This is a genomic window from Isoptericola sp. AK164 (assembly GCF_029643425.1).
Taxonomy (GTDB): Bacteria; Actinomycetota; Actinomycetes; order Actinomycetales; family Cellulomonadaceae; genus Isoptericola; species Isoptericola haloaureus.
In genome coordinates this window covers 2,992,969-3,018,636 of record NZ_CP119106.1, presented here as the reverse complement: position 1 = coordinate 3,018,636, position 25,668 = coordinate 2,992,969, and the positions used below count along the sequence as shown (strand labels likewise).

Annotated in this window: 21 protein-coding genes; 15 read left to right on the top strand and 6 right to left on the bottom strand. The window is 75.3% G+C overall.

What is annotated here, in order from left to right:
* Positions 1–20: 20 nt before the first annotated feature.
* A complete protein-coding gene (locus PO879_RS13870) occupies positions 21–2,027 on the bottom strand; it encodes an MDR family MFS transporter (protein WP_278235458.1) in 2,007 nt (668 codons plus the stop codon).
* Positions 2,028–2,160: 133 nt separating this feature from the next.
* On the opposite strand from PO879_RS13870, the gene PO879_RS13865 reads away from it, so the two are divergent.
* Genes PO879_RS13865 through dtd form a run of 5 tightly spaced genes read left to right on the top strand, consistent with a single transcriptional unit; the run spans position 2,161 to position 4,663 of the window.
* Positions 2,161–2,457 (top strand): type II toxin-antitoxin system prevent-host-death family antitoxin, encoded by a 297-nt coding sequence (locus PO879_RS13865; RefSeq protein WP_278235457.1) that lies wholly within the window; start codon positions 2,161–2,163, stop codon positions 2,455–2,457.
* An 18-nt stretch (positions 2,458–2,475) separates the two neighbouring features.
* A complete protein-coding gene (locus tag PO879_RS13860; protein WP_278235456.1) occupies positions 2,476–2,898 on the top strand; it encodes a type II toxin-antitoxin system VapC family toxin in 423 nt (140 codons plus the stop codon).
* Between the two features lie 9 nt (positions 2,899–2,907).
* Entirely contained in the window at positions 2,908–3,246 is a 339-nt protein-coding gene (locus PO879_RS13855; RefSeq protein WP_278235455.1) for a DUF2516 family protein, read from the top strand.
* Positions 3,240–4,241, top strand: coding sequence for an asparaginase (locus PO879_RS13850; protein WP_278235454.1), 1,002 nt, complete (start codon positions 3,240–3,242; stop codon positions 4,239–4,241). Before PO879_RS13855 ends, PO879_RS13850 begins: the two co-directional genes overlap by 7 nt.
* Positions 4,238–4,663 (top strand): D-aminoacyl-tRNA deacylase, encoded by a 426-nt coding sequence (gene dtd, locus PO879_RS13845; RefSeq protein ID WP_278235453.1) that lies wholly within the window; start codon positions 4,238–4,240, stop codon positions 4,661–4,663. Before PO879_RS13850 ends, dtd begins: the two co-directional genes overlap by 4 nt.
* A 9-nt stretch (positions 4,664–4,672) precedes the next feature.
* Here the strand turns inward: dtd and PO879_RS13840 are convergent, their stop codons facing one another.
* Together PO879_RS13840 and PO879_RS13835 are read right to left on the bottom strand one after the other, a co-directional pair.
* Positions 4,673–5,419: an LPXTG cell wall anchor domain-containing protein gene (locus PO879_RS13840; RefSeq protein WP_278235452.1), complete on the bottom strand. Its 747-nt coding sequence runs from the start codon at positions 5,417–5,419 to the stop codon at positions 4,673–4,675.
* Between the two features lie 126 nt (positions 5,420–5,545).
* Entirely contained in the window at positions 5,546–7,429 is a 1,884-nt protein-coding gene (locus PO879_RS13835) for a DUF4012 domain-containing protein (RefSeq protein WP_278235451.1), read from the bottom strand.
* Between the two features lie 127 nt (positions 7,430–7,556).
* On the opposite strand from PO879_RS13835, the gene PO879_RS13830 reads away from it, so the two are divergent.
* The 6 genes from PO879_RS13830 to PO879_RS13805 all read left to right on the top strand — a co-directional run bounded on the left by PO879_RS13830 (position 7,557) and on the right by PO879_RS13805 (position 16,572).
* On the top strand, positions 7,557–9,170 hold the full coding sequence (locus PO879_RS13830; RefSeq protein WP_278235450.1) for a helix-turn-helix transcriptional regulator: 1,614 nt from the start codon (positions 7,557–7,559) through the stop codon (positions 9,168–9,170).
* A 188-nt stretch (positions 9,171–9,358) separates the two neighbouring features.
* A complete protein-coding gene (locus tag PO879_RS13825; RefSeq protein WP_278235449.1) occupies positions 9,359–11,947 on the top strand; it encodes a glycosyl hydrolase family 18 protein in 2,589 nt (862 codons plus the stop codon).
* Between the two features lie 37 nt (positions 11,948–11,984).
* Positions 11,985–13,835: a glycosyl hydrolase family 18 protein gene (locus PO879_RS13820; protein ID WP_278235448.1), complete on the top strand. Its 1,851-nt coding sequence runs from the start codon at positions 11,985–11,987 to the stop codon at positions 13,833–13,835.
* A 155-nt stretch (positions 13,836–13,990) separates the two neighbouring features.
* A complete protein-coding gene (locus tag PO879_RS13815) occupies positions 13,991–14,548 on the top strand; it encodes a sigma-70 family RNA polymerase sigma factor (protein ID WP_278235447.1) in 558 nt (185 codons plus the stop codon).
* Positions 14,549–14,627: 79 nt separating this feature from the next.
* Positions 14,628–16,073 carry a hypothetical protein gene (locus PO879_RS13810; protein ID WP_278235446.1) on the top strand — a complete coding sequence of 482 codons (1,446 nt, stop codon included), beginning with the start codon at positions 14,628–14,630 and terminating at the stop codon, positions 16,071–16,073.
* 55 nt (positions 16,074–16,128) lie between these two features.
* Positions 16,129–16,572 carry an OsmC family peroxiredoxin gene (locus PO879_RS13805; protein WP_278235445.1) on the top strand — a complete coding sequence of 148 codons (444 nt, stop codon included), beginning with the start codon at positions 16,129–16,131 and terminating at the stop codon, positions 16,570–16,572.
* An 84-nt stretch (positions 16,573–16,656) separates the two neighbouring features.
* Here the strand turns inward: PO879_RS13805 and PO879_RS13800 are convergent, their stop codons facing one another.
* The gene (locus PO879_RS13800) at positions 16,657–17,766 is read right to left on the bottom strand and encodes an NAD-dependent epimerase/dehydratase family protein (protein ID WP_278235444.1); all 1,110 of its coding nucleotides are present in this window, start codon (positions 17,764–17,766) and stop codon (positions 16,657–16,659) included.
* 299 nt (positions 17,767–18,065) lie between these two features.
* Here PO879_RS13800 and PO879_RS13795 point away from each other — a divergent pair, with 299 nt between their 5' ends.
* Together PO879_RS13795 and PO879_RS13790 are read left to right on the top strand one after the other, a co-directional pair.
* Positions 18,066–20,963, top strand: coding sequence for an FAD-binding and (Fe-S)-binding domain-containing protein (locus tag PO879_RS13795; RefSeq protein ID WP_278237552.1), 2,898 nt, complete (start codon positions 18,066–18,068; stop codon positions 20,961–20,963).
* Between the two features lie 18 nt (positions 20,964–20,981).
* On the top strand, positions 20,982–21,587 hold the full coding sequence (locus PO879_RS13790) for a nitroreductase family protein (protein WP_278235443.1): 606 nt from the start codon (positions 20,982–20,984) through the stop codon (positions 21,585–21,587).
* A gap of 15 nt (positions 21,588–21,602) precedes the next feature.
* Here the strand turns inward: PO879_RS13790 and cofC are convergent, their stop codons facing one another.
* Together cofC and cofD are read right to left on the bottom strand one after the other, a co-directional pair.
* The gene (cofC, locus tag PO879_RS13785) at positions 21,603–22,367 is read right to left on the bottom strand and encodes a 2-phospho-L-lactate guanylyltransferase (RefSeq protein WP_278235442.1); all 765 of its coding nucleotides are present in this window, start codon (positions 22,365–22,367) and stop codon (positions 21,603–21,605) included.
* Positions 22,364–23,314 carry a 2-phospho-L-lactate transferase gene (gene cofD / locus PO879_RS13780; protein WP_278235441.1) on the bottom strand — a complete coding sequence of 317 codons (951 nt, stop codon included), beginning with the start codon at positions 23,312–23,314 and terminating at the stop codon, positions 22,364–22,366. Before cofD ends, cofC begins: the two co-directional genes overlap by 4 nt.
* 31 nt (positions 23,315–23,345) lie before the next feature.
* Between cofD and PO879_RS13775 the strand changes: the two genes are divergently transcribed.
* Positions 23,346–23,666 carry an MTH1187 family thiamine-binding protein gene (locus PO879_RS13775; protein ID WP_278235440.1) on the top strand — a complete coding sequence of 107 codons (321 nt, stop codon included), beginning with the start codon at positions 23,346–23,348 and terminating at the stop codon, positions 23,664–23,666.
* 173 nt (positions 23,667–23,839) lie between these two features.
* Positions 23,840–25,582, top strand: a complete 1,743-nt coding sequence (locus tag PO879_RS13770) for a hypothetical protein (RefSeq protein ID WP_278235439.1) — start codon at positions 23,840–23,842, stop codon at positions 25,580–25,582.
* Positions 25,583–25,668: the final 86 nt, after the last annotated feature.

Sequence of the window (25,668 nt, the reverse complement as noted above, 5' to 3'; positions counted from 1 at the left end):
GAGACGAGGAGGACGAGGAGTCAGGGGGCCGGGTCGGCCGCCTCGTGGAACAGGATCGACTCGACCTCGGCGGCGATCTCCTCGACGTCCGGGTCGTGGTCGTGCCACTCCCGCACGATCTGCTGCAGCCGGCGCCGCTCGCTCTCGCGCAGCACCTCCGCCGCGAGGTCCGTCTGGTCCGTGGCGACGACCGAGTCCCCGTCGAACCGCAGCAGGCCGCGGGCGGCGAGCCCCGTGGCCACGTGCCGCACCGTGGCGACGGACGCTCCGCTGCGCTCGGCCATGACGGAGACCGCGCGGCGGCGCTTCAGGGAGACGCGGGTGACCATCCACGCCTCCTCGGGCGAGAGGTCGGCGTCGGCGGCCGTGACGGCGTAGACCCGCAGCGGGTCGCGCACCCCCACCCGCCGCCACAGGATCATGCGCAGCTCCTCCAGCGAGGTGCGCGCGGCCGGGAGCGCGAAGGCGTCCCCCGCGGCCTGCCCGGCGACGTCCGTCAGGTCCGCCTCGCGGGTGGCGGTGCGCAGCTCCACCTGGGGCAGCAGCCAGGACAGGGCGAAGGCGACGACGGCGACCGGCACCGCCCACGCGAAGACCGTCTGCAGGGTGTCGGTGTAGCCGTCGAGGAACCACTCCTGCACCGGCGGCGGGCACTGGGCCAGGGTCTCCACCGACGACTCCAGGGTCGCCGGCCCGCACGGCCCGGTGGCGCCCGCCGGGGGAGCGGCGGTGAGGTTGGCGGCGAGACGGTTGGCGAAGACGGTGCCGAAGACGGCGACGCCCACGGCGGACCCGATCGTGCGGAAGTACGTGGCACCGGACGTGGCGGTGCCGAGGTCGCGGTAGGCGACGGCGTTCTGCACGGCGATGACCAGCACCTGCGTGACCATGCCGAGCCCCGTGCCGAGCACGAACATGCTCAGGCCGGCCTGCGTGGTCGTGGTCGTGCGGTCCATCAGCGACAGCAGGAACAGCCCGACGGCGGTCACGGCCGTACCCACGACCGGGAACACCTTGTACCGGCCGGTGCGGGTGATGAGCTGGCCGGAGCCGATCGAGGTGAGCAGCATCCCGAGCATCATCGGGGTCATCTCCAGCCCCGACACGGTCGGGGAGGATCCCTTGACGGTCTGCAGGTACAGCGGCAGGTACGTGATGGCGCCGAACATCGCGAACCCGACGACGAAGCCGACCACAGCAGCGACCGAGAACACCCGGTTCGTGAACAGGCGCAGCGGCAGCACGGGCTCGGCGGCGCGCCGCTCGACGAGCACGAACGCGACGATCCCGACGACGGCGACCGCGCCGGTGAGCAGGACCTGCGGCGAGCCCCAGCCCCAGGCGGTCCCGCCCAGGCTGGTGACGAGCACGATCGCCGTCGACACCGTGGCGAGCAGCACGATGCCCGCGTAGTCGATCCGCGGCCGCGCCCGCGGCGTGATGGGCGGCAGCACGACGGCCACCACGACCAGCGCGACGACCCCGATCGGCACGTTGACGTAGAACACCCACTGCCACGACAGGTTGTCGACGAACCAGCCGCCCAGCAGCGGGCCGGCCACCGAGGCGACGCCGAACACGGCGCCGAACAGGCCCTGGTAGCGCCCGCGCTCGCGCGGGGAGACCACGTCGCCGATGATCGCCTGGCTCAGCACCATCAGACCGCCGCCGCCCACGCCCTGCAGCGCGCGCCAGGCGATGAGCTCGCCCATCGACCCCGAGGTCCCGCACAGCATGGATCCGCCGAGGAAGATGCCGATGCACACCAGGAACAGCACCTTGCGACCGAACAGGTCGCCGAGCTTGCCCCACAGCACCGTGGTCGCGGTGGTGGCGAGCATGTAGGCCGTCACGACCCAGGACAGGTGCTCGGCGCCGCCGAGGTCGCTGACGATCGTCGGCAGGGCGGTGGCCACGATCGTCTGGTCGAGCGCCGCGAGCAGCATCGCGAGCATGAGCCCGCCGAAGACCGCCCAGACCCTCGACGAGGGCAGCACCGGTGGGTCGTCGGTCCGTGCGGTCGTCACCGGGTCGCCCTCCCTGGGTCGCCTCGTCGGCAGCCTGCCACGCGGGCCGGCGGGGCGCGCGGGGAGCGGCACGAGCAGGTCCAGGGGCGCCGACCTACCTCCGACGGGCCGGACTGCGGTAGCGTCGTCGCTCATGGACGTCCCCGTGAGCACGCTGCGCGCCGAGCTCAAGTCGTGGATCGAGAAGGCCCGCGCCGGCGAGGAGGTCATCATCACCGAGCGTGGCGTTCCCGTCGCCCGCCTCAGCGGGGTGCAGAGCGCCGACCTGGTCACGCAGCTCGTGCGCGACGGGCTGGTCTCCCCGGCGGACCAGCCGCGTCCCGAGCACCAGGTGCCGACGACGGCGGAACCGGCCGGGGCGGGCAACGGCTCGTCCCGAGCCGCCTCCGGGTCCGGTCTGTCGGGTCTCGTCCGCCGCATCCGGCGCTGACCGGGACGGGAGACCGCGATGGCCCTCGTCTACTTCGACGCCAGCGCCCTGGTGAAGCTCTGCGTCCCCGAGGCCGGTTCCGAGCTGGCCAGCGCGCTGTGGAACCGTGCCGACCTCGTGGTCACCTCGCGGCTGGCGGACGTGGAGCTCCGCGCGACGCTGGCGGCCGGCCTGCGTGCCGGCGTGCTCGACGCCGCCGCGCACGAGGAGGCGGTCGCCCGGTGGGAGGAGCTGTGGCCCGCCCTGCACCGGGTGGAGCTCACCGAGGAGCTGGCCGAGCAGGCCGCCGTGCTGGCGGCCGGGCCCGCACCCCTGCGCGGCGGCGACGCCGTGCACGTCGCCGGCGCGATCGCCGTGACCCGGGACGGCGGTCTGGTCGCCGCCTGGGACGACCGGGTGGCCGCCGCCGCGCGGAGCCACGGACTGCACGTGCTGCCGTAGCCTGGGCCCGTGATCGCGAGCCTGCAGTTCTACGTCTTCGTCATCCTGGCGGTCGTCATCTTCGTCATCGAGGTCTTCGCCCTCGTCGACGCGGTGCGACGGCCCGCTCACGCGTACACCGCCGAGGGCAAGCTGTCCAAGCCGATCTGGCTGATCATCCTGGGTGTCGCCACGGCGCTCGGTTTCCTGGCGCTGCCCACGTCCGGCGGCGCGATCAGCTCCCTGGGGTTCCTCAGCATCGTCGCGGTGGTCGCCGCCATCGTCTACCTCGTCGACGTCCGGCCGCGGCTGAAGCCGTACGGCACCGGCCGCGGCTCCGGCCGGTCGCAGGGGTCGAACGGGTGGTGAACGTCGCGCGCGGAGCCGTCCCCCTGGCGGAGGTCGTGCGCGGCGACCTCGTGGAGTCGGTGCACCTGGGCCACCTCGTCGTGCTGGACCCGGACGGCGCGGTCGTCCTCGAGGCCGGTGACCCCGACGTCGAGATCTGGCCGCGGTCGTCGCTGAAGCCGGTCCAGGCGCTGGCGATGCTGCGCGCCGGGCTGGATCTCCCGCCCGAGCAGCTCGCGCTCGCCGCCGCCAGCCACGACGGGACCCCTCGGCACGTCGAGGTGGCCCGCGAGGTCCTGGCCGGGGCCGGCCTGACCGAGGGGTCGCTGGCGAACACGCCGGACCTGCCGCTCGACCCCGCCACGGCCGCGACGTGGCAGGCCGCCGGGCGCGGTCCGGACCGGCTCACGCAGAACTGCTCCGGCAAGCATGCCGCGATGGTGGCGACCTGCCGCGTCGCCGGCTGGCCGGTCGCGGGGTACCTGGCGGCGGACCACCCGCTGCAGCAGCAGGTGCAGGCCGCCGTCGTCGAGCTGGCCGGCCCGGGCGCGGCACGGCACCGGACCGTGGACGGGTGCGGGGCGCCGTTGTTCTCCACCACGCTCGTGGGTCTGGCGCTGTCGTTCGGCCGTCTGGCCGCGGCGCCGGTCGGCAGCCCCGCGCAGCGGGTGGCCGCCGCGATGTCGGCCCACCCCGAGCTGGTCGCCGGGGCGCGGCGCGACGCCACCCTCGCGATGCGCGCGGTGCCGGGGCTCGTCGCCAAGGACGGGGCCGACGGCGTGTACGCCGCCGGGCTGCCGGGTGGCGCAGCGCTGGCGTTCAAGATCCTCGACGGGGCCTCGCGGCCGCGTCCCGCCGTGCTGTCCGCGGCCCTGCGGGTCGCCGGGGCGCTCGACGTGCCGGGCACCGACGAGGCGGCGCTGGACGCGCTGGCCGCCACGCCCGTGCTCGGCGGTGGTGCACCGGTCGGCGAGGTCCGCGCCACCGTGGCCGTCCCGGCGGAGGCGGCCTCGTGAGGGCCGTGGTCCAGCGGGCGACACGGGCGAGCGTCACCGTCGACGGCGAGGTCGTCGGGGCGATCGACCGGCCGGGTCTGGTCGCGCTCGTGGGCGTGACCCACGAGGACGGGGCGGGCGACGCGGCGACGATCGCCCGCAAGATCGCCGACCTGCGGATCCTGCGCGGCGAGCGCTCCGTGGCGGACGAGGGAGCGCCGGTGCTGGTGGTCAGCCAGTTCACGTTGTACGGCGACGCGCGCAAGGGGAGGCGGCCGACCTGGCAGGCGGCCGCACCCGGCCCCGTCGCGGAGCCGCTCGTCGACGCTGTCGTGGCGCACCTGCGCGAGCGGGGGCTCGAGGTCGCCACCGGCGCCTTCGGCGCCGACATGGCGGTCGAGCTCGTCAACGACGGCCCGGTGACCCTCCTGCTGGAGACCTGAGCGCCGGCGTCACCCGGCCCGGCGCCGGCGGACGACGACGATGGCGGCACCGCCGGCGACGAGGCCGAGGGCCAGGACGATCAACCCGGTGAGCTGCGGCCCGGTCACGGGCAGGATCGGCGTGTCGCCGTCGGGCGGAGGCGCTGCCTCCGCGGGCGGCTCGGTCGCGGGGGGCTCGCTCGCGGGGGGCTCGGTGGTCGGCGGTTCCCCGGGCGGCGGGTCGGTGGAGCAGTTCGGCGTCGACGGCGGGTAGGCGACCGTCGTGGTGACCGTCGGGTTCACCTCGAACGTCACCTGCACGCTGGGTCGGACCCAGTCGAACTCGTCGCCGACCACCCACTCTCCGTCGACCAGGCGCCAGCCGGGCCAGTCGACGGCGTTGCCGGAGCCGTCCACGACGGCTCCCGGCCACAGCACGCGCCCGGACAGCGGGAGCTCGCTCTGCACGACGTCCTCCCCGCCGGGGTTCACCCAGATGATCCGCACGTCCGAGGGCGGCGGCTCGACCCCTTCGGTGGCGACCTCGTACACGAGGTACGGCACGTCGCCGTCGCAGACCGGGCTCAGCACCTCGACCGTCAGCGTCGGCTCCGGCGGCGGTCCGTACCCGTCGTCGCTCGGTCCGGGGCTCGGGCTGACGTCGTCCTCGACGTCGGCGATCACGCGGACGTCGTCGTCGACGTCGGCGGTGGCGACGGCCGCGCCGGGCAGCAGGAGGGCGACGCCGAACGCTGCCGTCCCCAGCACTCGTCCCACAGGCCGTCGAACTCTCATCGGACTCGTCTCCTCGTCGCGCGTCCCGGACCACTCGTCTTCACGCTAGGCACATGTGCCGTCGCACGGTGAAGCAGCACGGGGTGAAACCTCACGACGGCACGAACTTCACCCGCAGACCGGGACCTCGGAGACGTGCAGACCGGGCGTCCCGACGGTCGGAGTGGTCCAGAGCTCCCGCGTGCCCGGTGCCGGCGCTCCGCCGCCCCGGGCGACGGCGGCCGGGGCGCGCGTGGTCATGGTCACCTCCGTCGACTCCCCGGGCGTCAGCCGCACGTTGACCGCCACGCGCTGCCGACCCTGCACGACCACGGAGGAGCCGCCGACCACGTCGTCGTCGCGCGTCAGCTCCGGCACGACCCCGTCGCGCGCGCCGTACGCCGTGAGATTGAGCGACATCGTCCCGCGGTCCGGGGCGTCGTGCGGCCCGGCGACGTAGAACGGCAGGTCGCGGGCGCGCTCCTCGTCCAGGGTGTTGGCCATCCGCAGGGTCACGGTGTCCGTCCGGCCGTCGTCGGTGCAGACCGACCCGGTGTGCTCGACCGTCGTCTCGAGGTGGGACGAGAGCTTGCCCACGACGGTGTCGTCGAGGAACATCCCGGTCGCGTCCGCGGCACGGTCGGCGCTGAACCCGCCGGACAGGAGGGTGCCGTCGACCAGGGCCTGCTCGTCCTCGCGGGCCGACCACACGAGCAGCCGGTGCGACTGCGCGGCGTGCTGCAGCGCGGGCAGCGCGTCCACGGGGGAGACGTCGGCGGTGGACAACCGGGCGAAGACGGTGCTGGCGACGACCGCGAAGAACGCGTCCGCCCGAGCGCCGTCGAGCGCGTCGTAGGCGCGGCGCAGGAGCAGGTCGACGACGGTCTCGGCGGTGATCTCGACCCGCTCGGTGCCGATGGCGTCGGCGATGTCCTCCGGGACCTCGACGGTGACGGGGCCGGTGACCTCCAGCAGCCGGGACAGCGCGACGGGGTCGGTGGCGAGCACGCCGTCGACGGGGCCGTGGTCCTGCTCCCACATCGCCGCGGCGATACGGGCGGACGTGGGGAAGTCCGGGGTGAGCGTGACGTCCTGCACGAACCGGCCCACGCGGGTCGTGTATGCGGCCTCGACCTCGGGGTCGAGAGGCACCACGGGCTCGGCGAACGGTCCCACGTCCCCGCTCGAGGCCTGGCGGACGACGTCGACGCGGCCGCCGTCGGCCTCCAGCAGCGTCAGGGAGCCGACGATGCCGCCCCCGGCGCGCAGCTCGGCGTTGTTCAGGCCCAGCAGCAGGTAGCGGCGGGGCTCGTCCGCGCCGAGCATCGGGGGGAGCAGGACGGCGGCCCGTTCGGCGCCGCCGAGCAGCTCGTCCAGCTGGGCCAGCTGGTCCTCGAGCATGGTCACGGGCTCGACGAACTGGGACTGGAGCGCGGTGGTGTCGATGCCGGCGAGCTCGGCGTGGGCGTCGGCGATCACCGCGCGGGCGGTGCCGACGTCCTCGGCGGAGGCGGCGAGCGGCTGCAGGTCGATGCTGCCGTCGTCGTCGCGGCCGGTGCGTGCGACGGCGTCCCCGGCCGTCGCGAGCGCGGGCAGCGCCACCTCGGCGACCTGGTCGAGGACCGCGGAGACGGTCGTGGCGGCGTCCACGGACGCGCCGACGACCGGGAGGAGCGCGGCGACCCGCCACAGCGGGCCGTCGGTCGCCTCGCGGGCGGTGCCGGTCTGCTCCTGGAGCTCGGCGAGCGCGGGCACGTCGGTCAGGGAGCCGCCGGCGTCGGCGGCGACGTCGGTGAGGCCGGTGCGCAGGGACTGCTCGACCTCCGGGACGATGAGCGCGGCCTCCTCCAGCGCGTCCCGGGCCGTGAGGGCATCGCGCGCCAGCAGCGCGGTGCACGCGACGACGACGACGGCGAGCACGGCGAGGCCGAGCAGCACCCAGCGCACGGGGCGACGCCGGCGGGGCGCCGGCCGGGTCGCGCTCGACGCCTCGGCGTCGGTCGGGCGAGCCATGCAGAAACAGTACGTCGGTCCGCCACGCCCCGGGCGGGCAGGGGCGGGTGAATCGGGCGCGATATCATCCGGAGACCTGACAAACTCGTGACCTGCATCGATCATGCGGTTCACCGGGAGGTTGACGATGACGTCCCTGGGACCGGCCGATCCGGCGGTGGGACGCACGGACCGTGCGCGCGCCGTCGTCGCGCCGTCGGTCGTGGCGCGGCTCGAGCGGGTGGCGCCGGGCGACCCCCGCGCCGTCGACCAGCTCGCCGCCGTGCTGCGACCGGTGCACCTCGACGGCGGTGCGCTGCTGCCCGATCCGCTGCCCGCGGTCCCCGCCGTGCAGGCCCGCGTGCCGACGGCCGTCCTCGCGCCGGAGGAGCGACGCGTGCTGGTCTGCGCCGCGCTGGCGGTGACCGAGCGGGCCGAGGTCGTCCTGCACGCCGCGGCGGCGGACGCGGCCGTTCTTGCCCGACCGGTGGTGCGCGAGCTGCTCGCCGTGCGCGACGGGCGCGCGACCCTGCGCGACGTCGGGGTGCGTGCCGCGCTGCACGCCGGCACCGCGCTCTCCGAGCGGTCCGGGCTGCACGCCGCGCTGGCCCGCTCGGCGCGGCGGGTCGGGGACGCGGCGAGCGCGCTCTGGCACACGGCGGCGAGCACCCTGTCGGGCGACGAGCTGCTCGCGGACGGCCTGCTGGAGCTGGCGGACCTGCTGCTGTCCCGCGGGGACGCGGAGTCGGCGCACCTCGTCGCCCGGGAGGCGATCAGCCATGCCACCGGCGTCCGGCGGGCCCGCGCCTTCCTGCTGTCCGGCCGGAGCGCCCTGTGGAGCGGACACCTCGACGACGCCGAGCGGTGGCTCCGGCGGGCGGCGGGGTGCGAGGTGCCCGAGGTGGCCGGTGCGGCGGACGCAATGCTGGCACCGACCCTGGGTCTCCGTCGGGGATCCCCCGACGGGTCGACCGCCGCGCACGCCCCGGGCGGCGCCGGTGCGGCGCTGTCCCGCCTGGTCGTGCCGGTGGGGGCCCTGGCGGCGACGCCGTCCGACCGGGCCGCGCTGGCGTCGGCGGTCGACGCCCTGCACCTGTTGGACAGCGACCCCGCGGCCGCCGACGCCGCGCTGGCCCGCGCCGTCGTCGGGGCTGTGCCGACGGTCCGCCGTCCCGGCCCCTGGCCGGTGGTCGCGGGGGCGCTCACGCCGCTGGCGGAGGCGCACCTGCGCGTGGTCCAGGCCCTGGTGCTCGTGTGCACGGGCGAACGCGGTGTCGCGGCCGAGGTGCTCTCGGACGGGGTCGCGCGGCTGCCGGTGTCGCACGTCGTGGGCGGCCTCGTGGCCGACCTGACCGCCCACCTGGGTGCCGAGCCGGGCGCGCGCGGAGGTGCGCCGGCCGCGGCGTGGCAGCGCTGGGGGCCCGAGCGGTCCGTCGCGGCGGGGGCGGTCACGGCCCTGCTGCCCGGGGCCGTCCCGCCGTCGGGGTCGACGCTCGCGCTGGCTGCGGCGCCGGCGCCGCGGGTCGACGAGAGCGGTCAGGAGGGCCCGGCCGGGCTGCCGGCGGCCTGGTCGTCCGCGCTCACCGCGCGCGAGCTCCAGGTCGTCGCCGCCGTGGCCCGGGGCCGCAGCAACCGGCAGGTGTCGGACGAGCTCTCCGTCTCCGTGCGGACGGTCGAGGTCCACCTGGGGCGGGTGTTCCGCAAGATCGGCGTCTCCTCGCGGTCCGAGCTGCTGGTCCGCGCGCTGCGCCCCGCGGACTGACGGCGCCGTACGGGTTCACCCGTACGGCGTGGTCGCGGTCCCTCCGGCCAAGTGTGTGGACATCCCTGATCCCCAGAAACGCAGGTTCCCTTACTTTTCTGGGGAGCGGCGTTCACCGACGAACGGCCGGGCGGGTCTGCCGGCCGGCGCCGGCGGTGGCGTCCCCGACGACAGGAGCAGGAGATCCCATGCGAGCACCTCACCCGGCGCGACGCCGACTCGGCGCCGCCACCGCCGCGGTCGCCCTCGCGGCGACGACTCTCGTGGCGGCCGCGACCGCCCAGACGGCGAGCGCCGCCGTCGAGTGCGCGACGCCCTGGGCGGCCGAGGCCGTCTACACCGGCGGCGACGTCGCCTCGTTCGACGGCCAGAACTGGACCGCCGGCTGGTGGACCCAGGGCGAGGAGCCCGGGTCCGCCGCGTGGGGTCCCTGGACCAGCGACGGCGCCTGCGGCACGACCGAGCCCAGCCCCGAGCCGACGCCGGAACCGACCGAGGAGCCGACGCCGGAACCGACCGAGGAGCCCAGCCCCGAGCCGACGCCCGAACCGACGGCGGACCCCGGCGAGCCGCTGTCGACGAACCCGGACGACGTCTGCCGCCCCGACGGCATGAAGCCGACGGCGGGCGTGGAGACGCCGTACTGCGACGTCTACGACACCGACGGACGCGAGATCCTGCCGAACGGGCTCGACCGCCGCGTCATCGGCTACTTCACGAGCTGGCGCACCGGCGCGAACGACCAGCCCAGCTACTTCGCGAGCGACATCCCCTGGGACAAGATCTCGCACATCAACTACGCGTTCGCCCACGTCGGGCCGGACAACAGGGTGTCGGTCAACGAGGACGTGCCGGGCAACCCGGCCACGGACGCCACCTGGCCCGGCCAGGAGATGGACCCGGCGCTGCCGTACACCGGGCACTTCAACCAGCTCGCGCAGTACAAGGCCGCCAACCCGGGCGTCAAGGTGATCCCCGCCGTCGGCGGCTGGGCGGAGACCGGCGGCTACTTCGACGGTGACGGCAACCGGGTCGCCTCGGGCGGCTTCTACACGATGACCGAGACGCAGGAGGGCATCGACACCTTCGCCGACTCCGTCGTCGACTTCGTCCGCACCTACGGGTTCGACGGCATCGACATCGACTACGAGTACCCGACGTCGAACACGAACGCCGGCAACCCCGACGACTTCGCGTTCTCCGACGCACGCCGTGGCGAGCTGTTCTCCGGGTACGTCGACCTGATGCGCACCCTGCGCGAGAAGCTCGACGCCGCCGGCGCCGAGGACGGCGAGTACTACCTGCTCACGACCGCCTCGCCGTCCTCCGGCTGGCTGCTGCGCGGCATGGAGGCCCACCAGGTCGTCCAGTACCTCGACTACGTCAACCTGATGTCCTACGACCTGCACGGGTCGTGGAACGAGTACGTGGGCGGCAACTCCCCGCTGTTCGACGGCGGGGACGACCCCGAGCTGGCCGCCGGCGGCGTCTACACCGCCTACGACGGCATCGGCTACCTCAACGGCGACTGGGCCGCGCACTACTTCCGCGGCGCGATGCAGTCCGGCCGCATCAACCTCGGCGTCGGCTTCTACACCCGCGGGTTCCAGGACGTGCAGGGCGGCACCCACGGCGACGGCGGCACGGCCCCGGCTCCGGCGGGCTTCGACTGCCCGGCGGGCACCAACGGCTCGTGCGGGTACGGCGCCGACGGCATCGACAACCTCTGGCACGACCTCGACCCCGAGACGGGTGAGCCGATCCCGGCCGGGGTGAACCCGATCTGGCACGCGCTCAATCTCGCCGACGGCGTCGTCGGCGACTACGCCGCGTCCTACGGCGTGCCGACCACGATCGAGGGCACCTACACCCGGCACGTCGACGAGGTCACCAAGAACGAGTGGTGGTGGAACGGGACCACGCGGACCTACCTGTCGGGCGACACCACCTGGGCGATCGGGGAGAAGGCCGACTACGTCGTCGACTCGGGCCTCGGCGGCATGATGATCTGGGAGCTCGCCGGCGACTACGGCTACGACGAGGCCGCCGGGCAGTACGGGATCGGCTCCACGCTGGTCGACCTGATGCACACGAGGCTGTCGGGCACCACGCCGTACGGGGCGACCAAGGCGAACGCCGACCGGACGATGCCGGACCGGGCGCTCGACGTGAGCATCGACTACACCGAGTTCGCGCTGGGCGACAACAACTACCCGATCGCCCCGAAGGTCGTGCTCACCAACCACGGGGCCACGGACATCCCCGCCGGCGCCACGATCTCGTTCCAGTACGGCACCAGCGACCTCGGCGAGATGAGCGACTGGTCCGGGTTCGGCACGACCGCCACCCGCCAGGGCCACACCGGCGACAACGTCGGCGGGCTGACCGGGGACTTCCACGACGCGGAGTTCACGGTGCCCGCCAGCGGCATCCCCGCCGGCGGGTCGATCACCAACAACCTGACGTGGACACTGCCGATCGCGCAGTTCTCCAACGTCCTCGTCACCGTCGACGGGACGGGCTACGCCACGACGTACGACCAGCCGCGCGGCGCGACCGTCGTCGACCTGCCCGCCGGCTCCGGCGGGTCCGGGGGCGGCGACGGCGGCGGAGCGGCGGACGGCACCGCCTGCGAGGCCCCGGCCTGGGAGACCGGCGGGACCTACACCGGCGGGGACGCCGTCACCCACGCGGGCCACGCCTGGACCGCGAAGTGGTGGACCCAGGCCGAACCCACGGCGAGCGCCGACGCCTGGGCCGACGAGGGCACCTGCTGACCGTGCACCACCGACCGACCACAGGAAGGACAGGACCATGCCTGGACCACGACGAGGAGCCCGCCGTCTCGCGGCAGCCCTCACCAGCGCCGCCGTCGTCCTGGCGGGCGCGCTCGGCACCGTCGCCGCCACGAGCGCGACGGCCGCCGAGAGCTCCGCCGGCGACAGCGCCATCAACGGGTACCGCAACGTCGGCTACTTCACGCAGTGGGGCGTCTACGGACGCGACTTCCACGTCAAGGACCTCGACACCTCCGGCGTCGCGGCCGACCTGACCCACATCAACTACGCGTTCGGCAACATCCACCACGAGACCCTCGAGTGCTTCGAGGCGAACAAGGCCCAGGGCACCGGCCCGAACGGGTCCGACGGCGCCGGCGACGCCTACGCCGACTACGGCAAGAGCTACTCCGCCGCCGAGAGCGTCTCCGGCGAGGCCGACGCCTGGGACCAGCCGCTGGCCGGATCGTTCAACCAGCTCAAGCAGCTCAAGGAGAAGCACCCCCAGCTCAAGGTGATGATCTCGCTGGGCGGGTGGACCTGGTCGAAGAACTTCTCGAAGGCCGCCGCCACGGCGGAGTCCCGGCAGAACTTCGTGGCCTCCTGCCTCGACCTGTACATCGAGGGCAACCTGCCCGTCGTCGACGGGCGCGGCGGTCCGGGGGCCGCGGCCGGGGTGTTCGACGGCATCGACATCGACTGGGAGTGGCCCGGGTCGTTCAACGGCCTCGAGGGCAACCACGTCGACGTCGAGAACGACGCCGAGAACTTCCGGCTGCTGCTGGCCGAGTTCCGCGCCCAGCTCGACGCCCTCGGCGCCGAGACCGGCGAGGACTACCTGCTCTCGGCGTTCCTGCCGGCCAACCCGGCCGACATCGCCGCCGGCGGGTGGAACGACCCGCGGAACTTCGACTCCCTCGACTTCGGCAACGTCCAGGGCTACGACCTGCACGGGGCCTGGGACCCGGCGCTGACCGGGCACCAGGGCAACCTGTACGACGACCCCGCCGACCCGCGCGAGCCCAGCCGGCAGTTCTCCGTGCACCAGGCGGTGCAGGAGTACGTCGGCGCCGGGATCGACCCCGCCCAGCTCGGCCTCGGCCTGGCGATGTACGGGCGCGGTTGGCAGGGCGCCACGTCCGCGGACGCCTGGGGCCCGGCCTCCGGCGCGGCCCCCGGCACGTGGGAGGACGGCAACGAGGACTACGACGTCCTCAAGACGCTCGGGACCGAGTACTACGACGCCGAGATCGGCGCCGCCTGGCGCTACGACGGCAACCAGTGGTGGTCCCTCGACACCCCGCAGAGCGTGACCCAGAAGGTCGGCTACGTGCGCGACCAGGGTCTCGGCGGCGGCATGTGGTGGGACCTGTCCGGCGACGAGGAGGGCGAGCTCGTCGACGCCCTGGCCGCGGGCCTGTACACGGGCGCGACCGGTCCGGTGGACGTGCCGGACCAGCCGGAGCCCACTCCCGAGCCGACCACCTCGCCCAGCCCGGAGCCGACGACGTCCCCGAGCCCCGAGCCGACGCCGGAGCCCGGCGAGTGCGCGGCCACGGCCTGGGACGCCGCCGCGGTCTACGTCGGGGGCGACGTCGTCGCCCACGCCGGCAGCGAGTGGGAGGCCAAGTGGTGGACCCAGGGCGCCGAGCCCGGCACCGCGGACGTGTGGGCCGGGCTCGGGGCCTGCGACGGCGGGGAGCCCACCCCGGAGCCGACGACGACGCCCGCGCCCGGTGACTGCACCGCCGCGGCCTGGGGCACGGGCGCCGTCTACGTCGGTGGCGACGTCGTGAGCCACGACGGCGCCGAGTGGACCGCGAAGTGGTGGACCACCGGCGAGGAGCCCGGCACCGCCCAGGTGTGGGACGGCCCGGCGACCTGCTGACGCCCGACCCGCGCGACGCCGGCCCCCGACCTGACCAGGTCGGGGGCCGGCGTCGTGCAAGGCTGGTCCTGTCGGCGACACACACCGGGTAGGACCGGCACGCGGACGCGACCCGCGCCGCCGGCCCGCGACCGACGACGACCGCAGGAGGCCCCGTGAGCGCCGACGAGGCGACCGAGCACGACGGCGCATGGTTCGACGCGCTGTTCGCCGCGCACGCCGGGGCCGTGCACCGGTATCTCGTGCGCCGGCTGCCGGCCGGTGCCGGCCACCGCGACGAGGCCGAGGACCTCGCCGCCGAGGTGCTGGCCACGGCCTGGCGGCGCCGTGACGACGTCCCGGCCGGCGCCGAGCTGCCGTGGCTCTACCGCACCGCGGGGTACGTGCTGGCCAACCACCGCCGCAAGCACCGGGCGACGCCCGTCGCGGCCGTGCCGGAGGAGCCGGACGACGTCGACCCCGCGGCGCTCGCGGTCACCGACGACGCCGTGCGGGACGTCCTCGGCCGCCTGAGCCCGCGCGACCGCCGCATCCTGCTGCTCGTCGCCTGGGACGGGCTGGGCGGGGACGCGCTCGCCGAGGTGCTCGGCGTCTCGCGCGGCGGCGCGGACGCCGCCCTGTCCCGCGCGCGGGCCCGGCTGCGCTCGGCCTGGCAGGAGGCCGAGGCGAGTGCCGCGTCGGCGGACGACGTCGAGCAAGGGAACCGGCCGTGACGACACAGACCGGGTGTCCTAGCAGAGACCGGGGCGGACCCGCCCACCGGCTGCGTCACCGAACCGTCAGGAGGTCGTGATGGACGAGCGAGACGAGGCCTTCGACAGGCTCCGGGGAGCCGACCCGGCCGCCGACGTCGACACCCGCCACGGCGTGCTGCGCGCCAAGACCGACGCGCTGCGCGACGGGCACGAGCAGCCCTCCGAGGGGCCGTCCGGCCCAGGGGCGTCCGCCGGGCGGGACGAGCTCGCCGCGCGGCGCGACCGCCGGCGCTCCGGCTGGCTGGTCGCCGCCGGCGTCGCCGGGGCGGTGGTGCTCGGCGGCGGGGGGTACGCGCTGGGCTCCGCCGACGGCTCCGGGGCGCCCGTCGCCGAGGACGGCGGCGCGCTGCCGCCGATCACGCTGGACGGCGGGTCCGGTGCGTCGGCCGGCGCCGACGCTGCGGACGGTGCGGTGACCGAGGAGCGCGCGCTCGGGAGCGGGCCCGCGCCCGAGGCGGCCGTGGGCACCTCCGTCATGCCGGCCCCCGGGTTCGGCGGGCGCGCCACCTTCAGCCACGACGGGCTGTCCACCGAGGCGGGCACCGCCACGGCGTACGCCTACGACGCCGCCGACGTCGCGACCGAGTCCGGCGCGGCGAACCTGGCCGCGGCGCTGGACGTGTCCGGTGAGCCGCGGTGGGAGTACGGGACGTGGGTGGTCGGCCCGCGCGACGGCAGCGGTCCGAGCCTGTGGCTCGCCGCCGACGGTGTCGCCTCCTTCAGCTACCAGGACCCGTCCCTGGACCCGTGGCGGTGCGAGGAGGTCGAGATCCTGCCCGAGGAGTCCACGTCCTCGGGTGCGGCCGAGCCCGGCCAGGCGATCGAGCCGGCCCCCTGCGAGCCCGCCGGGGGCGGGGACGTCTCCGCCGACGAGGCCGTCGACCGGCTGCGCGGGCTCATGGAGCAGGTCGGGGTCGACCCGGCCGGCTTCGAGATCGAGGCCACGCAGGCCCAGGGCGCGGCCCGCCGTGCCCTCGCGTCCCAGGTCGTCGAGGGGCAGCGCACCGGTGCCACGTGGAGCGCCACGGTCACGGCCGACGGCGTCGCCTGGGCCGACGGGTTCCTGGCCGGGACCGTCTCGCTGGGCTCCTACCCCGTGGTGAGCCCGGCCGAGGCCGTCGACCGCCTCGGCGACCCCCGGTTCGGCCAGCAGCTCTGGCCGATCGCGTACGCCGACGACACCGTCTCCGGGCTGGAGCCGCGCACCGACCGTCTGCCCGCCCCCGACGTCGTCGAGCCGGGGGACGGCGTCGAGCCGGGCAGCGAGCCGACCGTGCCGCCCGCCCCGCCGGCGTCGGGCAGCGACCTGCCCTGGCCCGTGCGCGACGTGACGATCACCGACGCCCGACTGGGCCTGGCCCAGGAGTACACGGTCGACCAGGGCGTCCTGCTGCTGCCCGCCTACGAGCTCACCGACGCCGACGGCAGCACCTGGTCGGTGGTGGCGGTCGCCGACGAGGCCCTGGCGATGACCTCTCCCTGAGCCGGTTCGCGGGGTACTGTCGGCGGTGACCTGACGTACCCGCGAAGGAGGCTCCATGCCCACTCGTACCGCACGCACCGCGTGGAACGGCTCACTGACCGACGGCTCGGGGACGGTCGAGCTCGTCAGCTCGGGCACCGGGACGTTCGACGTCTCGTTCCCGCGGCGCGCCGCCGAGTCCGCCGACGGCGTGACGAGCCCCGAGGAGCTCATCGCCGCCGCGCACTCGTCCTGCTACTCGATGGCGCTGGCGGCCGAGGTCGGCGCGCTCGGCGGCACGGCCGAGCAGGTGGAGGTCACCGCCGAGGTGTCCCTGGGTGACGACCCCAACGGCGGCCACCGCATCACCTCCAGCGTCCTCACCGTGAAGGGCTTCGCGGCCGGGCTCGACGAGGCCGCGTTCCGCCAGGCGGCCGAGGCCGCGAAGATCGGCTGCCCCGTCTCCAAGGCGCTGGGCACCGTCGACGAGATCGTCCTGCAGCTCGACTACGAGCACTGAGCCGCCGAGACCGTCCGTCGAGCGCCCGTCCCGCACCGTCGGGGCGGGCGCTCGCCGCGTCCGGCCGCCGCGCCGGGCCGACGCTCAGCGCTGCAGCGGCGGCGTGTCGGCGCTCGCGCGCTCGAGCACCCCGTGCAGCACCTCCAGCAGCACCTCGCCCTGCGAGCGGGTGGGTCGCCAGCGCAGCACCTCGCGGGCCCGGGAGGTGTCCATGACGATGTTCGCGGCCGCCATGTCCAGCCAGCCCGCGTCGATCGGCACCACGTGGGCGCGCGAGGCGAGGTCCAGGCCGGTGCGCAGCAGGCCGACCGGGAGTTCGACGAGCTGGCCCGCGGCGAGCAGGTCGGCCAGGTCCTGGCCGGTCAGGCCGCCGTCGGGAGCCAGGTTGAAGGCACCGCCGTGCCGGCCGACGACGGCGGCGCGCACGGCCGCGGCGGTGTCGTCCGGGTGCAGCACCTGCAGCCGCAGGCCGGCCGGGAACGGCATCAGCGGGAACAGCGGGGGCTCGGCGGGCTCGGGCAGCCCCCGCCACCCCCGCACGGCCCCGCCGACCGCCTGGCCCAGCGGGCCCACCGCGACCTTGAGCCCGATCTGTCCCAGGGGTCCCAGGAAGTAGCGGCCGATCTCGGCCCCGGCCTCGCGCTGCAGCATGATCGCCGCGCGCAGCCGGGTCACCGTCAGCCAGGGCGCCGCCTCCTCGACCGCGTCCAGGTGGTGCTCCACCTCGGCCTTCTGCAGGGCGTAGGACGAGCCGGGCACGCCGTCGCGGGGCCAGTCCTCGTCGACGTCGGACCCGTCGGCCGGGCCGGGGGAGTACACCCCGGAGGCGGACATGAACAGCAGGTGCGGGACCCGGTTGCGCACCACCGCGTCGGTCACGGCGCGGGTGCCGCCGACGTTGATGCGGTGCAGGGTCTCGGGGTCGCGGGCGGGCTGGATGGCCCAGACGAGGTGGATCACGGCGTCGGCGCCCGCCAGGGCCTCGTCGAGCCGGTCGGCGACGGTCTCGGCGTCGGCCAGGTCGACGCGCACCCACTGCGCGGCGTCGTGGGGCGGGCCGACCGTGCTGGACCCGTCGGTGCGCGGCACACGGCGGGCGACCCCGACGAGCGAGGTCACCACCGGTTCGGCGACGAGGGCGCGCAGGATCGAGGTCCCGACGTTTCCAGTGGCTCCGATGACGACGACGCGCATGCACCGACGCTATCGGCGTGCGGGTCCCGGCGCGCGGGGACGCCGACGACGCCCGGGGACGGACGATTCGCCACACGACGCCGTCACGGTGGCACAATCGCCACGTGTCCGCCCAGACGACGACTCCAGCGCCCGGCCCGAACGGTTCGACCTCGTCGGCTCGCTCCGCCGCGTCCGGGGACGCCGCGGAGCAGGCCCGGCGGGAGGCCGAGCGCGAGGCGCAGCGACAGGCCGAGCGCGAGGCGCAGGAGGCCGCCGCCGAGGCCCGCGAGGCCGTCGCGACGGCCCTGCGCACGGTGATGACCGGTGACGTGGACACCTCCACGCGCCGCCGCGCCGAGTACTCCACGGACGCGTCCAACTACCGGGTGGTGCCGGACGTCGTCGTCTACCCGCGCACGACCGACGAGGTCGTCGCCGCGCTGGGCGTGCTGCGCGAGCTCGAGGTGCCCGTGACCGCGCGCGGCGCCGGGACCTCGGTGGCCGGGAACTCGGTCGGCCCGGGGGTGGTGCTCGACCTGTCCCAGCACCTGGACACCATCCACGCCGTCGACCCCGAGACCCGCACGGCCGTCGTCGACCCCGGGGTCATCATGTCCTCGCTGCAGCGCGAGGCACGCCCGCACGGGCTGCGGTTCGGGCCCGACCCGTCGACGCAGAACCGCGCCACCCTCGGCGGCATGATCGGCAACAACGCGTGCGGGCCCCACGCCGTGGCGTACGGCCGCACGGCCGACAACGTCGTCGAGCTCGACGTCGTGGACGGGCACGGCCGCCGGTTCACGGCGTCGCACGGCGACCCGACGTTCGCGGCCGTGCCGGGGCTGGCCGAGCTGGTCCGGGAGAACCTGGCCCTGATCCGCACCGAGTTCGGGCGCTTCGGCCGGCAGGTCTCGGGCTACTCGCTGGAGCACCTGCTGCCCGAGAACGGTTCGAACCTGGCCAGGTTCCTCGTGGGGACCGAGGGCACCCTGGTGACGGTGCTCGGCGCGACCCTCGACCTCGTGCCCGTGCCGAACGCGCCGACGCTGGTGGTGCTCGGCTACCCGGACATGCCCGCGGCCGCCGACGACGTGCCCGTGCTGCTGCAGCACGACCCGCTGGCCATCGAGGGCCTCGACGCCCGTCTGGTCCAGGTCGTCCGCGACGCCAAGGGCGCCGACGCGGTACCGGAGCTGCCCGAGGGCGCCGGCTGGCTGATGATCGAGGTCGGCGGCGGCAGCGAGAACGAGGTGCGCGAGCTCGCCGAGATGATCGTCGGGGCCTCCTCCGCCGTCGGCGCGGCCATCTACCCCGCCGGTCCCGAGGCGACGCAGATGTGGCAGATCCGGGCTGACGGCGCCGGGCTGGCCGGTCGCACCCCGGCCGGCGAGCAGGCCTGGCCCGGCTGGGAGGACTCCGCGGTGCCGCCGGACCGGCTCGGCGACTACCTGCGCGACCTCGACGCGCTCATGGCGCGCTACGGCGTCGACGGGCTGCCCTACGGGCACTTCGGCGACGGCTGCATGCACCTGCGCATCGACATCCCGCTGGAGGCCTCCGGCTCGGTGCTGCGCACCTTCATGACTGAGGCCGCCGAGCTGGTGGCCAAGTACGGGGGGTCGCTGTCCGGCGAGCACGGGGACGGCCGGGCCCGGTCCGAGCTGCTGCCCGTCATCTACTCGCCCGAGGCCGTCGCGCTGATGGAGCAGGTCAAGGCGCTCTTCGACCCGCACGACGTGCTCAACCCCGGCGTGGTGGTCCGGCCCGCCGCCGTGGACGCGGACCTGCGCCGCCCGGCGGCCTCCGCGGTGCCGTCCACGAGCCCCGTCGGCCAGCGCGGTCTGCTCGGCTCGGGCACGCTGCGCGGGACGGCGAGGAAGACCGGGTACGCAGGGTTCAGCTTCGCCCACGACCACCACGACCTGACCACGGCCGTGCACCGCTGCGTCGGGGTCGGCAAGTGCCGCGCCGACAACCAGGCCGCCGGCGGCTTCATGTGCCCGAGCTACCAGGCGACGAAGGACGAGAAGGACGTCACCCGCGGCCGGGCCCGGGTGCTGCAGGAGGCCGTCAACGGCTCCCTCGTCGGCGGGCTGACCGCCCCGGAGGTCCGCGAGTCGCTCGACCTGTGCCTGAGCTGCAAGGCCTGCTCCTCGGACTGCCCGGCCGGTGTCGACATGGCCCAGTACAAGTCCGAGGTGCTGCACCGGACCTACAAGGGCCGCCTGCGTCCCGTCGACCACTACGCCCTGGGCTGGCTGCCCCGGTGGGCGCGGCTGGCGGGCGTCGCGCCACGCACGCTCAACAAGGTGCTCTCGGTCGACTGGATCCGCAAGGCCGTGCTGTGGGCGGGCGGCATGGACACCCGGCGCTCCGTGCCGGAGTTCGCCGAGATGCCGTTCCGGCGCTGGTGGGGCCTGGGGTACGCCACGCAGGGGGTGCCCGGGCTCGCGCACCGGCAGTCGCCGGGCAAGCCCGTCGGCGGCGCGCGGCCGCAGGTCGTGCTGTGGACCGACTCGTTCAGCGACTCGATGTCGCCGTCGGTGCCCCGGGCCGCGATCCGCGTGCTCGAAGCGGCCGGCTACGACGTGATCGTCCCGCGCGGCGAGGCCTGCTGCGGGCTGACGTGGATCTCCACCGGCCAGCTCGACGGCGCCCGGCGCCGGCTCGACGGCCTGCTCAAGACCCTCGGCCCGTACGCCGTGAACGGGTATCCCATCCTCGGGCTGGAGCCGTCCTGCACGGCGGTGCTGCGCTCGGACCTGCTCGACCTGTTCCCCGACGACCCGCGGGCCGCCGCCGTGGCCGGGGCGACGAAGACGCTCGCCGAGCTGCTGACCGACCCCACGACGGCCCCGGCCGAGGACTCGGGGTGGGAGCTGCCCGACCTCAGCGACGTCACCGCCGTCGTGCAGCCGCACTGCCACCAGCACTCCGTCATGGGCTTCGCCGCCGACCGTGCCCTGCTGGCGCAGGCGGGGGCCACCGTGAACGAGCTGGCGGGCTGCTGCGGCCTGGCGGGCAACTTCGGCATGCAGAAGGGCCACTACGACGTCTCGGTCGCCGTGGCGGAGAACGCCCTGCTGCCGGCGCTGCGAGAACGCGAGGAGTCGGATGTCTTCGTTGCCGACGGCTTCTCCTGCCGCACGCAGGCCGTCCAGCTCGAGGGTGTCGAGGGCAAGGCCCTGGTCGAGGTGCTCGCCGAGCGCCTGTGAGTGCGGCAGGCTGGCGCCATGGAGTTCCGTGACGTGGTCCGACGGCGGCGCATGGTCCGGCGGTTCGGCCCCGACCCCGTGGACCCGGCCGTGGTCGACCGGCTGGTCGAGACCGCCGTGCGGGCCCCGAGCGCGGGGTTCACCCAGGGCTGGTCGTTCCTCGTGCTCACCACCGCCGCGGAGCGCGAGCGGTTCTGGGCGGCGACCACCCCGCCGGACTCCGCGCGGGACATGTCGACCTGGCTGGCCGGGATGCGCACCGCCCCGGTGCTCGTGGTGGCGCTGGCCTCGCGGGACGCCTACGTGGGGCGCTACGCCGAGCCGGACAAGGGCTGGACCGACCGCGACGAGGCGCGCTGGCCGGTGCCGTACTGGCACGTGGACGCCGGCATGGCCTCGCTGCTCATGCTGCAGACCGCCGTCGACGAGGGGCTCGGGGCGTGCTTCTTCGGCATCTCGGCCTACCAGATCGCGGCGTTCCGCGAGGCCTTCGGCGTGCCGGCCGAGTGGGCGCCCACCGGGGTGGTCGCCGTCGGGCACCCCCAGGCCGGGGGAGCGAAGGGGTCACCGGCGCGGCGGCGGCGCAAGCCGCTGGACGAGGTGGTGCACCGCGGGCGGTGGTGACCGCCGGCCGGCCCGTCAGGGGCGGACGGTGCCGACGAGCCGGTCGCGGACGGCGAGGGGGAGCTCGGCGACGTCGTCGATCGTGTCCAGGTCGGCGGCCGTGCCCGGGCGCAGCACGACGGCGGCGCGCAGCCCGTGCCGGGCGGCCTCGGCCTCGTGGGCGGCGCGGGACCCGGCGCCGAACCGGAAGGCGTGGTCGCCGACCCGGGGGACGGCCAGCAGGTTCGTCCCCGTACCGTGCCGGTCCGTGGCGACGACGACGTCGGCCCGCGCGGTGGCGACCGCGTCCACGTCCGCCGGGGTCAGCAGCGGCAGGTCGGCGTGCACCACGAGCAGCCGGTCGGCGTCGGGGCCGTCGGGCCCGTCCGCGTCGCCGGCGTCGCCCGCGACGTGCCGCCGGGCGTGCTCCAGCGCCGCGTTCAGCCCGGGGCGGCCGGGCGGCTCCGCGATCACGTCGACAGTTCGTCGTCGACGCGGCAGTTCGAAGTGCCGCGTCGACGACGGACTGCCGACAGGACCCGGGCCGTCGTCGAGCACCTCGCGGGCGAAGTCGACGTCCGCCGTCACCACGACGACCCGCCCCACCGACGCGGCGTCGGCGAGCACCCCCAGCACGTGCCGGGCCAGGGCGACCACGAGCCGCCGTCGGGCCGCGGGCTCCAGCGCCGTGGCCAGCCGCGACTTGCCGCTCGCCCCGTCGCGCAGCGGGACGACGGCGGTCACCCGCCCGGGCTCCGGTGCGTGCGGTGAGTCGCCGTCGGCAGCTGCCGGTTCCGTCATGCCAGCGCGAGCAGCTCGCGGGCCAGTCGCTCGCGACCCGCGGGCCCGCCCATGACGGTGTCGGTCACCAGGACCTCGAACCCAAGGTCCTCGACGGCGCCGGCCAGGTCCGCGTCGGCGGTGTCGATCACCATGACGTCGACCAGCCCGGTGTAGAGCCGGGCGACGCCGAGCGCCGAGACGTCGTGCCCGAGGGACTCCAGCACCTGTGCGGCGGGGCCCTTGAGCGCCCTCCCGCCGACGATGGGGCTGACGGCCACCCGGCGCGGGCCGCCGGCCCGGACCGCCTCGCGCACGCCCGGCACGCCGAGCACCGGCTCCACGGACAGGAACGGGTTCGACGGCGCCACCACGAGCAGGTCGGCCCCGTGCAGCGCGTCGAGGACCCCGGGCGCCGGACGGGCGGCGTCGATCCCGTCGAACGTCAGGTCGAGCACGGCGTCGGCGTGCCGGCGCCGCACGAAGTACTCCTGGAACTCCAGCTCGCCCGACGGCGTGGTGATCCGGGTGCGCACCGCGTCGTCGGTGACCGGCAGCAGCCGCGCCGCGACGCCCAGCGAGGCGGTGAGACCGGCGGTCACGGTGCTCAGGGGCAGGCCCTCGCGCAGCCGGGCCGTGCGCACCACGTGCGTGGCCAGGTCCTTGTCGCCGAGGGTGAACCACGTGTCCTCGCCGAGCCGCTCCAGCTGGGACAGCGTCGCGTACGACTCGCCCGTCAGCCCCCAGCCGCGATCCTCGTCGTCGAGCCCCGCCAGCGTGTACATCACCGTGTCGAGGTCCGGCGCGACGTGCAGCCCGTGCCGCTCGGTGTCGTCGCCGACGTTGACCACGCAGGTCAGGCCGCCGTGCGCGCCGGGCGCTCCGCCGTCGGGCAGGGCACGGGCGAGACCGTGCGCGAGGCGGGCGCCGCCGACGCCACCGGCCAGGAGGGTCACCGAAGTACTCACGCCCCGAGCCTAAAGGCGTCATGATGGCCCCATGGCTGTCTTCGCGTTCTCCGTCGCTCCGCTCGGTGCCGGCGAGTCGGTCACCGACTCCGTCGCCGAGGCCGTCCGCATCGTCCGGGAGTCCGGGCTGCCCAACCGCACCACCTCGATGTTCACCGAGATCGAGGGGGAGTGGGACGAGGTGATGCCGGTGATCCAGCGCGCCACCGAGGCCGTGGGCAACGGCGGGCACCGTGTCTCGCTCGTGCTGAAGGCCGACATCCGCCCCGGGCACACCGGCCAGCTCGAGGGCAAGGTGACCCGGGTGGAGGAGGCGCTCGCCGAGGACGAGTCGGCGACCGGTCACGCCTGAACCGCCCGACGAGTCCGGCTCGTCACCTTGTCCGGATCTCGGCGCATGTGCCGGTTCTGTGTCGTGAGAGTCCTCACCGACCTGGGCTGTTGTACGACCCCTGAGGGCCCGCCGTAGGCTATGGCGGATCACGGCCACACGGGTCGTGTGCGGAGCCGGGGAGAGTCAGCGCGATGCCACTGTTCGAGGTCGACGCCAGCAGGCCGCTCCTCGTCCAGTCCGGGCGGACCGCGGGGTCGGTCGAACCCGGGCTGGCGACGACGGCCCACCGCGTCGTGGACTCCCACATCGACGGACTGCTGGGCGAGCAGATCTTCCCCGTCGCGCAGGGCTCCGGGCCCGACGAGCCGCACCTGCTGGCCCTGGACGCCACGGGGTCGCCCGTCGTCGTCGAGCTGGTCGCCAACCTGGACAAGGCGGCGCTGACCCGGGCCCTGGACCATGCCGGGTGGGCCGGCCGGCTGACCCGCGGCGAGCTCGCCGCCCGCTACCACGGTGGTCAGAACGCGTTCCAGCGCGACATCGCCACGTTCTACGACTCGGTGCCGATCACCCGCTCCCAGCCGGGACGCTCCAGCGCCCGCCTCATCGTCATCTGCCAGGAGGCCGGCGAGGACATCCTCAACGCCGTCGACTTCCTGCGGCAGCCGACCATGCCCGTCGAGGTGCTCAAGATGGGGGTGATGCACGGGCAGGACGGTCGGCGGTTCGTCGACGTCTCGCCGCTGGTCATCCACCCGGCTTCCGAGGCGACGGCGCCGCAGCTGTCCGGGCACGGCCGTCCCGTCGGTGCGCCGCAGGCCGCCGGCGCGGACGCCCGCACCGAGGCCGAGCCGGAGTCGTTCGCCGAGGGGGTCAAGGTCGGCATCGCGCTGACCGGGAAGAACCCGGCCGTCGCCGTCCCCGCCGGGGGCGCCGACGGGAGCGGGTCTCCCGCCCGTCCCGCTCCGGACGCGGTCGGGGACACCGCCGAGCAGCCGCCGCTGCGGCGCGGTCGTGCGGCACGACGTGCCGAGGCGGAGGCCGCGGCCGGCCCCCCGAGCCTGGCGGTCCCGTCCGTCCCGACGTCGTCGCAGCAGCCCCCGGCGCCGACGCCCGCTCCGGCGCCGGCCCCCACGACGGCGCACGCCCCGGTCCCGCCCCCGCCGCAGGACCCGCCGGCGCCGCGACGCCGGTCGCGCAGCGACCGCTTCCGCGAGGCCGGGCCCGCGCCGCAGCCGCCGCGTCCCGCCGCACCGGCACCGGCCCCCGCGCCCGAGCCGGCGCCGGCCCCGGCGCCGGCACCGCGCCGCCCGTTCTCGGCGTCGTCGGCCGACGACCTCGACCTCGCCGGTCTCGCCCGGCGCACCACCTCCGCGGCGAGCTCCGACACCCCGTCGCTCGGCGAGGACTTCGCCCGGGCCGCCGCCCCGGCGCTGGACCGTCCCGCCCCGGCGTCGGACGCGCGGAGCTCGGACCCGCTGGACTCGTGGACCCCCTGGTCGGAGAGCACGGACCGGCCGTGGCAGCCGTCGACGCCGGAGACGTGGACCAGCGCCTCCGACGACCTGCCGCGCCTGCAGGTCCCGCCGCTGGAGGCGCCGTCGTACACCCCGCCGCCCGAGCGCGGCCTGTACGACGACGCCGGGACCACCGTGCTCGACGAGGAGGAGGTGGACGGTGACCTCGTCGCGCTGGCGAGCACGCTGGGTCGGCCCACCTACCTCGAGTGGTCGCGCCCGCGCCGCCAGCAGCACTTCGAGGCGCTGCTGCACCCGGACGGGGTGATCGAGCTGCCCGACGGTTCCCGGTTCCAGCACCCCGACCACGCGGCGTCGGCCGCCTGCGGGGCGCCGACCGACGACGGCTGGAACGTCTGGCGGATCGTGCCCGACGGCGTCACGCTGCTGGACGCCTACCGCGCCCGCTTCGCCTGACCCCACCCCGCACACCCCGCCCCACCTGTCGTTGTGGGCATGAAATCTGCAGGTCTTCCCCGGGGAAGACCTGCAGATTTCATGCC

Excerpts from the sequence above, each read along its gene's own strand:
- PO879_RS13825 (WP_278235449.1), top strand. The coding sequence starts at position 9,359 with ATGCGAGCACCTCACCCGGCGCGACGCCGACTCGGCGCCGCCACCGCC.
- PO879_RS13770 (WP_278235439.1), top strand. The coding sequence starts at position 23,840 with ATGCCACTGTTCGAGGTCGACGCCAGCAGGCCGCTCCTCGTCCAGTCC.
- PO879_RS13800 (WP_278235444.1), bottom strand. The coding sequence starts at position 17,766 with ATGCGCGTCGTCGTCATCGGAGCCACTGGAAACGTCGGGACCTCGATC.
- PO879_RS13810 (WP_278235446.1), top strand. The coding sequence starts at position 14,628 with ATGGACGAGCGAGACGAGGCCTTCGACAGGCTCCGGGGAGCCGACCCG.
- PO879_RS13830 (WP_278235450.1), top strand. The coding sequence starts at position 7,557 with ATGACGTCCCTGGGACCGGCCGATCCGGCGGTGGGACGCACGGACCGT.
- PO879_RS13835 (WP_278235451.1), bottom strand. The coding sequence starts at position 7,429 with ATGGCTCGCCCGACCGACGCCGAGGCGTCGAGCGCGACCCGGCCGGCG.
- PO879_RS13775 (WP_278235440.1), top strand. The coding sequence starts at position 23,346 with ATGGCTGTCTTCGCGTTCTCCGTCGCTCCGCTCGGTGCCGGCGAGTCG.
- PO879_RS13820 (WP_278235448.1), top strand. The coding sequence starts at position 11,985 with ATGCCTGGACCACGACGAGGAGCCCGCCGTCTCGCGGCAGCCCTCACC.
- PO879_RS13790 (WP_278235443.1), top strand. The coding sequence starts at position 20,982 with ATGGAGTTCCGTGACGTGGTCCGACGGCGGCGCATGGTCCGGCGGTTC.
- PO879_RS13805 (WP_278235445.1), top strand. The coding sequence starts at position 16,129 with ATGCCCACTCGTACCGCACGCACCGCGTGGAACGGCTCACTGACCGAC.
- PO879_RS13865 (WP_278235457.1), top strand. The coding sequence starts at position 2,161 with ATGGACGTCCCCGTGAGCACGCTGCGCGCCGAGCTCAAGTCGTGGATC.
- PO879_RS13795 (WP_278237552.1), top strand. The coding sequence starts at position 18,066 with ATGACCGGTGACGTGGACACCTCCACGCGCCGCCGCGCCGAGTACTCC.
- PO879_RS13860 (WP_278235456.1), top strand. The coding sequence starts at position 2,476 with ATGGCCCTCGTCTACTTCGACGCCAGCGCCCTGGTGAAGCTCTGCGTC.
- cofC (WP_278235442.1), bottom strand. The coding sequence starts at position 22,367 with ATGACGGAACCGGCAGCTGCCGACGGCGACTCACCGCACGCACCGGAG.